Origin of the sequence: Pseudoflavonifractor phocaeensis (assembly GCF_016901735.1) — a bacterium.
Classification (GTDB): Bacteria; Bacillota; Clostridia; order Oscillospirales; family Oscillospiraceae; genus Pseudoflavonifractor_A.
Genome location: NZ_JACLZC010000084.1, coordinates 1 through 9,592, shown reverse-complemented (window position 1 = coordinate 9,592; position 9,592 = coordinate 1). Strand labels below are relative to the sequence as shown.

General features: G+C 48.7%; 9 protein-coding genes. 8 read left to right on the top strand and 1 reads right to left on the bottom strand.

The window, feature by feature from the left end; translation table 11 throughout:
• Nucleotides 1–324: 324 nt before the first annotated feature.
• From H7U37_RS13525 to H7U37_RS13495, 8 genes are all read left to right on the top strand, one after another.
• Nucleotides 325–3,159: a UvrD-helicase domain-containing protein gene (locus tag H7U37_RS13525; RefSeq protein ID WP_204876488.1), complete on the top strand. Its 2,835-nt coding sequence runs from the start codon at nucleotides 325–327 to the stop codon at nucleotides 3,157–3,159.
• A gap of 32 nt (nucleotides 3,160–3,191) precedes the next feature.
• On the top strand, nucleotides 3,192–3,521 hold the full coding sequence (locus tag H7U37_RS13520) for a nucleoside triphosphate pyrophosphohydrolase (RefSeq protein ID WP_207752021.1): 330 nt from the start codon (nucleotides 3,192–3,194) through the stop codon (nucleotides 3,519–3,521).
• Nucleotides 3,514–3,657, top strand: a complete 144-nt coding sequence (locus tag H7U37_RS13515) for a hypothetical protein (protein ID WP_204876487.1) — start codon at nucleotides 3,514–3,516, stop codon at nucleotides 3,655–3,657. The genes H7U37_RS13520 and H7U37_RS13515 overlap by 8 nt, the downstream gene beginning before the upstream one ends.
• Nucleotides 3,658–3,922: 265 nt before the next feature.
• The gene (locus tag H7U37_RS13510; RefSeq protein ID WP_204876486.1) at nucleotides 3,923–6,205 is read left to right on the top strand and encodes a DEAD/DEAH box helicase; all 2,283 of its coding nucleotides are present in this window, start codon (nucleotides 3,923–3,925) and stop codon (nucleotides 6,203–6,205) included.
• A gap of 5 nt (nucleotides 6,206–6,210) precedes the next feature.
• On the top strand, nucleotides 6,211–7,278 hold the full coding sequence (locus H7U37_RS13505) for an endonuclease NucS domain-containing protein (protein ID WP_204876485.1): 1,068 nt from the start codon (nucleotides 6,211–6,213) through the stop codon (nucleotides 7,276–7,278).
• A 29-nt stretch (nucleotides 7,279–7,307) separates the two neighbouring features.
• Complete coding sequence (locus H7U37_RS16290) at nucleotides 7,308–7,436, top strand: hypothetical protein (protein WP_338049839.1); 129 nt, start codon at nucleotides 7,308–7,310, stop codon at nucleotides 7,434–7,436.
• 12 nt (nucleotides 7,437–7,448) lie between these two features.
• Nucleotides 7,449–7,850 (top strand): SGNH/GDSL hydrolase family protein, encoded by a 402-nt coding sequence (locus tag H7U37_RS13500; protein ID WP_338049838.1) that lies wholly within the window; start codon nucleotides 7,449–7,451, stop codon nucleotides 7,848–7,850.
• Entirely contained in the window at nucleotides 7,847–8,224 is a 378-nt protein-coding gene (locus tag H7U37_RS13495; protein WP_204876479.1) for a rhodanese-like domain-containing protein, read from the top strand. The genes H7U37_RS13500 and H7U37_RS13495 overlap by 4 nt, the downstream gene beginning before the upstream one ends.
• 119 nt (nucleotides 8,225–8,343) lie before the next feature.
• Here the strand turns inward: H7U37_RS13495 and H7U37_RS13490 are convergent, their stop codons facing one another.
• Nucleotides 8,344–9,309 carry a DUF6076 domain-containing protein gene (locus H7U37_RS13490; protein WP_204876476.1) on the bottom strand — a complete coding sequence of 322 codons (966 nt, stop codon included), beginning with the start codon at nucleotides 9,307–9,309 and terminating at the stop codon, nucleotides 8,344–8,346.
• Nucleotides 9,310–9,592: the final 283 nt, after the last annotated feature.

The following is a 9,592-nucleotide window of genomic DNA, read 5'->3' as shown; positions in this document are numbered from 1 at the left end:
TATGGCCCCCTCTCGTCAAGTTGTTGTGTCGCAACTCAACTTTAACCGATGAGGCCCTATCCTTCATCCTTTTTTATTCAACTGTCCAACATGTATTGTACTCCTACAGTGTCACCGCTTGTCAAGTATCCATTATCCTTGCCATCTCATCGTTCTTTTGGTAAAATAATACACAACGCTGTCAAGGGTTGTTACAGAGCTCGGCAGCAGATGACCGCAGTTTTGTCAAATGCTCTGCCGAAAGGCAGAGCATTTTTGCATCGACACAATTTCAGTATCTTATGCCTGTAAGTTTGTTGCGTGTAGATTTTAGGGAGGTTGCGTATGGCTTTGATCTTATGTCCTGAGTGTCACAATCAGATATCGGACAAAGCCGAGCAATGTCCCTATTGTGGGCTGCCGGCAAAGTATTTTTTACAGGAGCCGTCTGTTAAACAAGATATGACAGCCCTTTTGAAAGAGAAATACGATTACAAAAATCTCGGGAACGTATTGATTTCCTTTGATCAAGATTATACGCAATTATTTTCAGCTGAGCAATACATTACCCACCGAGATGCTGCAAAAATACAAAATACATACCAGTATTATTATGAAACATTAAAAAGCAAGCTGGTATATCAATATGTTGAAAATCATGCAGGGAACTTACGAGTCGATATCTTGGCGTTGCAATCTTTTTTGCGTCGAATGCACACTTTAAAAACGGATATATCCTCGCATAACTCTGCTTATGTAGAGCAGACTTTAAGACGTGAGAAAGATTATTTTGATAATATTTTGAAAGAAATTGACCCTGAGATACAGTTGGATGATGAACAGCGGCGAGCTGTGATTGTCGATGATGATCATTGTTTGTTGGTAGCTGGTGCTGGTGCGGGCAAAACCACAACAATGGCGGCTAAAGTAAAATACCTGGTAGAAAAAAAGTATGTCAGTCCAGAAGAAATCATCGTCATTTCATATACCAATAAGGCAATTGGCGAACTAAGAGAGCGGATCAATCAGGGGCTCGGTATTCCGGCCAAAATCTGTACATTTCATGCCTTTGCCTTTGACATTGTCAAACAATTTTCTGCAGAACCGCCCGAAGTAAATTTCTCTTCGTATAAAATTATTTCCGATATGTTAGAGCGAGTAATATTCCACGACAAGGAATTGATGCGTAAATTAGTCATGTTCCTGGGATATTATTTTGACTTAACCGAGGATGTATTCAAATTTGAGGATCTTAATCAATACCATATCTATAAAGCAGCCCAGGACTACGAAACGCTGAAAAGCGGTTTGGGAGAATACATAAACAAAGTAGAACGGCAACGCAGCAAGCAAGTTAAGACAATCACAGGTGAATATCTCCGTTCGGTTCAGGAAGTGCAAATCGCAAACTTTTTGTATCTCAATGGGTTAGATTATGAGTATGAAAAGCCGTATCCTTGGGGTTCATTATCCACTAAAAAATATACCCCTGATTTTTATATAGTCCAGGGAGAACATGCCGTTTGGCTGGAACATTATGCGCTGACAGAATGGTACTACAGCAATGTATTTACCCCTAAGCAGATCGCCAAATACAGAAAGGTAATTCAAGATAAGCGGCGTCTCCATGCAAAGAACAAAACAACGCTCTTGGAGACATGGTCGGTTTATAAAGATCGCAGGCCCCTTATTGAGCATTTGAAAGAAATCTTAGAAAAAGAAGGCTTTGTGTTAAAGCCACGGAACTTGGAGGAAGTTTATAAGAAAATTGTAGCAACGGGAAAGGATAAATACATATTTAAGCTCATCCTTTTCATGATGAAGTTTATCGAACAATATAAGACGACCGGATATGATTCAGGCGGATTTGGCATTTTGAGAAGAAAAACTGATAATCCCAGAACCCTCCTGTTTTTAGATATTGCAGAACAAGTATATCTATATTACCAGGCGGTGCTTAAGCAAAGGAATCAAATTGATTTTGCTGACATGATCAATGATGCCCATTTCTATTTGCAAGAAATTGAGCGTCAAAATATAACGTTACCTTACCGTTATATTATCATTGATGAATTTCAAGATATTGCGCGTCAGCGGTTTAATCTAACCAAACGGCTTTCAGAGATTACACAAGCCAAGGTGGTCGCGGTGGGAGACGATTGGCAATCCATTTACGCATTTTCTGGCTCGGATATTACTTTATTTACACGATTTTTGGATTTAATGGGTGCGGGAACAGAACTGAAAATCACACATACATATCGCAACTCTCAAGAACTCATTGATATTGCTGGTGGATTTGTTCAGAAAAATTCCGCACAAATTCGAAAGCAACTTATTTCACCTAAGCACTTGGATGATCCTATAAAAATTGTGCCGTTTGACGATCAGTTTAAGCCGATGAACGCTCTTGCCGTAGTTATCGAGCAGATAATTGGTGAAATCATTGATGAGTTTGGCGTTCAGCGTTCCATTTTGCTAATCGGACGGTATAACTACGATATGCACAAGCTCTATCGCACAGGCCATTTTGAGGAACTGCCCGGAGGGCGAGTAAAAAGTGAGAAATATCCAAATGCAAATATCTCCTTTATGACTGCGCACAGTTCGAAGGGATTAGGCTACGACAATGTAATTTTAATCAATATGTTTGAGGGGAAATTTGGATTCCCCTGCCAAATTGAAGATGATCCCATCATGAAACTGGTGACATATGAAGATACCAGCATGCCATTTGCTGAAGAACGGAGACTCTTCTATGTTGCAATGACAAGGACAAAGAATAGAGTTTACATCGCAACGCCTAAGAACAAACCTTCCCGATTCCTTGTGGAATTGATAAAAGACTTCAATATTCCTCATGCAGATGACATCAATATGCAGGTCGTTGATTTGTTTAGTTTGCGTTGTCCTATATGTGGATTCCCTTTGAAATATGAATTCAATAAAAACTATGGATTGAACTTGTGGATATGTACAAATGACGCAGAGGTATGCGATTTTATGACGAATGATCGTGTACATAAACACGATATTTGCAAATGTCCGCAATGCAAAGATGGGTACTTGATTGTAAAAGTCAACCCCAAAAACAATAGCGTTTTTTATGGATGCACAAATTACTATAGAGATACAGAGAAATGTAGGTACATGCAACCCCTTCCCAATGACCCCATATAAGCGTTAAATTCTATTCAGTTGAGGTGATTTCATTGCAAACCTACCACAAACTGGTGCGTGACCGCATTCCAGAGATTATTGAAATTGATGGAAAAAAGTGTGACTGTGAAACACTTTCTGACGAGGATTACATATCCCTCCTGGACCAGAAACTGAACGAGGAGCTGGCGGAATATCAGGAGAGTAAATCCCTGGAAGAACTGGCCGACCTTCTGGAAGTCATGCAGGCTGTCGTGAAAGCCCGCGGCTGGACATTGAAAGAACTGGAGCAAGTACGGGCAGACAAAGCGGCCAAGCGGGGCGGATTTGAAAGAAAAATTCTTTTGAAAGAAGTGCGGGAAAAGGAGCCTTCTGATGGATGACAAAAATGATTTAATGGCCAGAACCATGGTGGAAAGCTTGAGCATCGGCATTAACCATCTCACAGGCAGAGCGCTTTCACCGTCGGATTGCTGCGCCAACGAGATGGTACAAGAGGCGCTAAAGGCAGTATTGTAGCATTGTTCCCTGGAATCCTATAGCTCTATTTTGGAGCGGCAGAGAAAAGAGAAAGAGGCGGCTCAAAAGGAGAAAAAAGAACGCCGAAAAGCTCAATACCCAAATACCGGGAAAGCGTGGTCCAGAGAGGAAAGCGAGAAACTCTACGACTTGTACTTTCGGAGAAAGAATAACATCTGGCAAATTGCAAATATCTTGAAAAGAACACCCGGAAGTGTCTCAACTCATCTGAAAAAATTTGGATATTGATTGTGAGGTGACCTTCATGCCAACCTACCACTCTGCCTCCGGCAGCAGTGCCGAGGATCTGTTCATCGAACTGTTCTCCGACACTTTCGGTGCCGAGAAGGCCGGCTATCTCTATTCCCAGTACCCCTTCTCCGACATCTACCAGAACAGTCGGTTTGCCGACTTTCTGATTGAAGACGGCGGACGGAAGGTGGCCATCGAGATTGACGACGAGGCCTCTCACAATCCAAAACTGGTCTCCCAAAACAAGTTCTACGATGACCTGCTCAAGCAGAACAGCATGATCTATCTGGGTTGGGACGTGTACCGCTGGGCGGTGCGACAGATGCAGCAACAGCCGGAGACCGTGAAGGACGAGCTGCGGGTATTTCTGGGACAACACCCCAGTTTCAGGGAAATCGAAGACTACCTACCCACCCAGCGGGGCAAGTCTCTGGACGGCTCCAAGCTGGAACTAAAGGAACACCAGAAGCAGGCACTGACAGCCCTGGAAGAGATGCGCTGCAGCTTCGAAACCATCGCCCTTCTCTACCACGCCACCGGCACCGGCAAGACGGTGACCGCCGTCATGGACGCCAAGCGGTTTGGAAAGCGTACGCTGTTCCTGGCCCACACGGTGGAACTGGTAGATCAGGCCTCCAAGACCTTCCGGAAACTGTGGCCGGAGGTCGCTGTAGGCAGTTATGTTGAGAGCCGCAAAGAGAAGGAAGCTTATGTGGTCTGCGGCAGCATCCAGAGCGTGGCGCTAAACCTGGAGCGCTTCAAGCCGGATGACTTCGGCTACATCATCGTGGACGAAGCCCACCACGCCTCCGCAGATACATACCAGAAGGTCTTGTCCTACTTTACGCCGGAATTTACCTTGGGCTTAACCGCCACACCGGAGCGGGCCGACGACAAGAACATCCTGGATATTTTCAAGAACACCGCCCACAAACTGGACATCCAGACTGCCGTGGAGATCGGCGAACTGGTGCCGGTGCGGTGCATCCGCATCCACACCAACATCGACCTGACCAGGGTACGGTTCAACAGCGTCCAGTACAACATCCGGGATCTGGAGAGCAAGATCTATGTGCCGGAGCGCAATCAGCTCATTGTGGACACCTGGCTCCAGTATGTGAAGGATAAGCGGACCGTGATCTTCTGCGCCTCCGTCAAGCACGCCCAAGAGATCGCCGGGCGGCTTCATGATGCCGGTGTGGTAGCCGAGGCGGTGTCCGGTGAGATCAAGGCCAGTGACCGCAGGGAGATATTGGCCCGGTTTGAGAAGGGCGAGACCAAGGTGCTGTGCGCCTGTGATCTGCTCAACGAGGGCTGGGACTGCCCGGCCACCGAGGTGCTGTTCATGGCCCGGCCTACCATGTCCAAGGTGCTCTATACCCAGCAGCTGGGCCGCGGCATGCGGCTGTCCCCCGGCAAGGAGAGCCTGATGGTGTTTGATTTCGTGGACAACGCCAGCCAGTACAATATGCCCTACTCCATGCACCGACTGTTCCAGTTGAAGGAGTACAAACCCGGCGCCCTGGTGCTGGGCACCAAACGGCAGAAAACCGCCGAGCAGGGGCTTTATGACAAGGGAGAACGCCCGGACGCTCTCATCGACTGGCCGGTGGATGCCCTGGACTACGAGCTGGTAGACATCTTCAACTGGCAGGAGGAAGCCGCCGGCATGATCTCCCAGATGGAGTTTGTCCGCCGGGTGGATGTGCAGACAGAGACCATTGAGCGGTATGTCCGGGATGGCCTGCTGGTACCGGATCTGGTGGTGCCCATGAGCGAGCACCGAACCTTTAAATACTTCAAAGAGGAGACGCTCCAGAAGTATGCCCAGCAGTATGATTGGACGCTGATCGACGACTCCAACCGCAAGGATCTGTTTCTGGGCATGGTGCGGCAGATGGATATGAGCTATTCCTACAAACCGGTACTGTTGAAGGCGGTGCTCCAGTTTGCCGACGACAAGGGCCGAGTGAAGCTCAGCGACATTGTCACCTACTTCCGGGAGTTCTACGAGTCCCGCCGGGCAGCTGGGCTGGTGGTGGAAAAGGCCGACAGCATTTACGCCAAGGGCGGCTATACAGATGCCCAGGCTCAGCGGAATATCCTGTCCAACCCCTTCAAGCGGTTCGAGGATATGCAGATGCTCCACCATACCAAGACCCTGGGCGTGATCCAGGTGGATGAGTCTGTTTGGAAGAAACTTACTCAGGAAGAGAAAACGGAAATCGAACGAATTTGTAGTGAAAAACTGGAACTATACTTTTCCAGATTGAATGAAATGATTGTTGGGCGGTGACTGTTTTGGCAATTTCCCAAATAATTTGGTCCTTGGATGATAAAGAGCAACTCCAGCCTGCTGAGTTGATAAATGAGAAAGAACTGGAAGATATCCTTGCAGAGCATATTGAAATCTTGGATGCAGACTGGTTGCTGATTGGGCGTCAGGTTCGCACGGTTGCAGGAAAATTTATCGACTTGCTCTGTATGGACCACGATGGAGATCTCATTGTCGTAGAGTTAAAAAAGGATTTGACACCTCGGGAGGTTACAGCGCAAGCGATTGATTATGCTTCCTGTATGGCAGATCTAACGTTAGACCAACTGGCTGAATTATATCTGCAATTCTCTGGTGGGACTGTCACGCTGAATGACGCCTATAAGTCAAAATATGGTGCAGATTTAGATGAAGAAAGCATCAACAAAAATGTGAAAATGGTTATCGTTGCTGCTAAGATGGACGACAGCACCGAGCGGATCATTCGCTATTTGCGTGACAAATATGAAGTGGATATCAATATTATGTTTTTCAGCGTTGTTCTTTGTGGCTCCAAACGCTTGATCAGTCGGGCTTGGTTTGAAGAAGATGTAGAAGAGCAAAGGCCTGCCCCCAAATCCATTCGGAAATGGAACCAAGAGTACTATGTTTCATTTGGCAGCGGAACTCGTTGCTGGAGTGATGCTCGGAAATACGGCTTTATTTCTGCCGGCGGCGGAACCTGGTACTCAAACACGTTGAAACTTCTCAGCCCTGGTGATCGGATATGGGTCAATATTCCTCATACTGGATATGTGGGTGTAGGTATTGTAAAAAGTGAAACGAAACAAGCAAAAGATACGCTATTTACTGTAGATGGAAAGCAAGTCGGTTTTTCTGAACTACAAATGCAGGGAGAATACTTATATTCGCTTGATGAGCCAGAAAACGCAGAATATGTGGTTCAAGTAGATTGGATCAAAACAGTGCCTGAATCACAGGCAGTAAAAGAAGTCGGGTTCTTTGGAAATCAAAACTCTGTCTGTCGGCCCAGAGATCAGAAATGGGTATATACTGTCGAACGCTTGAAAAAAGTTTGGGCAATTGAGCCGTGAGCATTGGTGCTGTAGTAGCGACGAAAGGTATGTACTGGATGAATATTATCTGCTTTGGCGATTCCAACACCTACGGATATGACCCTCGAGGCTATTTCGGCGGGCGCTATGACGGGGACAGCCGGTGGGTGGACATCCTGGCTTCGGAGACCGGATGAACGGTCTCCAACATGGGAGAGAACGGCCGGGAAATCCCATCTGCCGCTCCTGTTTTACCAGAAGACACCGATCTGCTGATTATCATGCTGGGAACCAACGACCTGCTCCAGGGCAGAAGTCCGGAGCAGGCCGCTGAGAAGCTGAATCGGTTCCTCTCAGGCATCTCCTTGGATCGAAATAGAATCCTGCTGATTGCCCCACCACCAGTACAGCTGGGCGCGTGGGTGCCGAACCAACAACTCATTGACGATTCCCGCACCTTTGCTCAACTCTGTCAGACCCTGGCAGAGCATCTGGGCATCCGCTTTGCCGACGCCGGAAAGTGGGACATCCCCTTGGCCTACGACGGCGTCCACTTTACGGAGCAGGGGCACAAAACCTTTGCAGCCGAACTTCTGGAGGAACTCAAATGAAACGAATCCTGCCTATACTGTTATCTCTTCTGCTGTTGACCGGGTGCGGCGGAAACTCTGCGGATGGCTACCAGCAGATCACCCAGGAGGAGGCCAAAGAGATGATGGACGCCCAGGAAGTCATCATCCTGGATGTGCGGGAGCAGGATGAGTACGACAGCGGCCACATCCCCGGCGCCGTCCTGTTGCCGGTGGGAACCATCGACGAGGATACCGCCGCCGAAGTGATCCCCGAAATGGATTCCACAGTTCTGGTGTACTGCCGCAGCGGGAACCGCAGCAAGACGGCATCCTCTGCTTTGGCAGAACTGGGCTACACCAACATCTACGAATTCGGCGGCATTAATACCTGGCCCTATGAGACGGAGTCGTAGACTCGGAAATAGGGAGCCTAAGCACATGTGAGGCCTGCAAAAACTGCATCGCCGATACAAAGAATACGCGGGACGCGCCTTTGGGCGCGTCCCGTTGTTCATTTTCTGCCGATTTGTCCTCACGGCTTCCCCAGCCAGTCCTTGAACTCCTCCAGGGTGATGACCTCCCGGTCACATTTCTTTTTCATCTCCCGGGCCTGTTCGCTCCAGGCATAGAACTGCTCGTCGGTGATACGGCCGGCCTTGATCCAGGCAAAGCGCTTCTTGTACTCCTTGCGGTAGGCCTTGAACACCGGATCGTCGGACTGTTTCTTGGTCCACTGCTGGAAGGCTCCGGCCTCCCGGCAGGTCTGCTGGCCGGAGGCCACCGGGCGCTCACAGTACTCCGCGCTGACCCGACCGGTCTGGGGGAACCAGCGTCCGCAGTTTTTGCACCGCCGGACGGTGATCCCTCGCTCCACACAGCTGCGCAGGGAGTAGTCGATCATGTCCGAAATGTGGAGGGGATACAGGACCGGCGAGCACCGCCCCGGCTCCACCGGTTCAAAGCTGAGGGGGATGGGCCGGAAGGAAAACAGAGACGGGTCCTTGGGCGCATCGTAGAGATAGTGAGCCGATGCCTGCTGCTGAGGATCCCGCCCCGCCTTGTCCACATCCAGAACGAGATCAAAGAAGCGCTGTACCTGCTGCTGATACAGCGGGAGCTGTTCCGGGAGGCCCTGCAGCTCCTCCAGCATCTGCTGATCCTCCCTGCTCCCCCGGTCCTGGGTGATCCCCATGCGTCCAAACCGCTCAAACCAGTGCACATACAGAAGATGCAGGTAGATGTGCCGGCTCCCAAGGTCACCCAGGTCCATCAAGGTACGGACCCCAGCATCTCTATCATCCCTGTCGATCAGAAGGGACCAGTTTTCATAAGCCCGCTGCAGCAGAGAATCCAGCTCCTTACAGTCGGTCTCCAGAAAAGACAGCAGGCTCTCCAGGAACGGGAATTCCTTGTAGGTCGAGGGAACGCCCTGGACCCCGTGGCTATCGAATTGGAAAACTTCTTTCTTCTCAGAGAAGTACATCTTGGCATACCACATGTCGGCGCCCTCCAAAATAGACAATCGTAAAAAATTTATAAAATAGTCTTGACAAGAGGGTAGGTTCACATGCTACAATACTCTCACATGGAACTGTCAAAATAATCTTACAATAGCCTAACACCCACAAATCCGATTGTCAACGGGAAACTGGTCCCAAACATTCGGAGCGGCACCTTGCTACGAAAATAAGTAGCGAGGGCGTGAACCTTGACAAACAGGCTTTCAACGCCTCATGAAAAACCATCGCAGCACAAAAAGCGGCAGGCCAAAACCTGTCGCC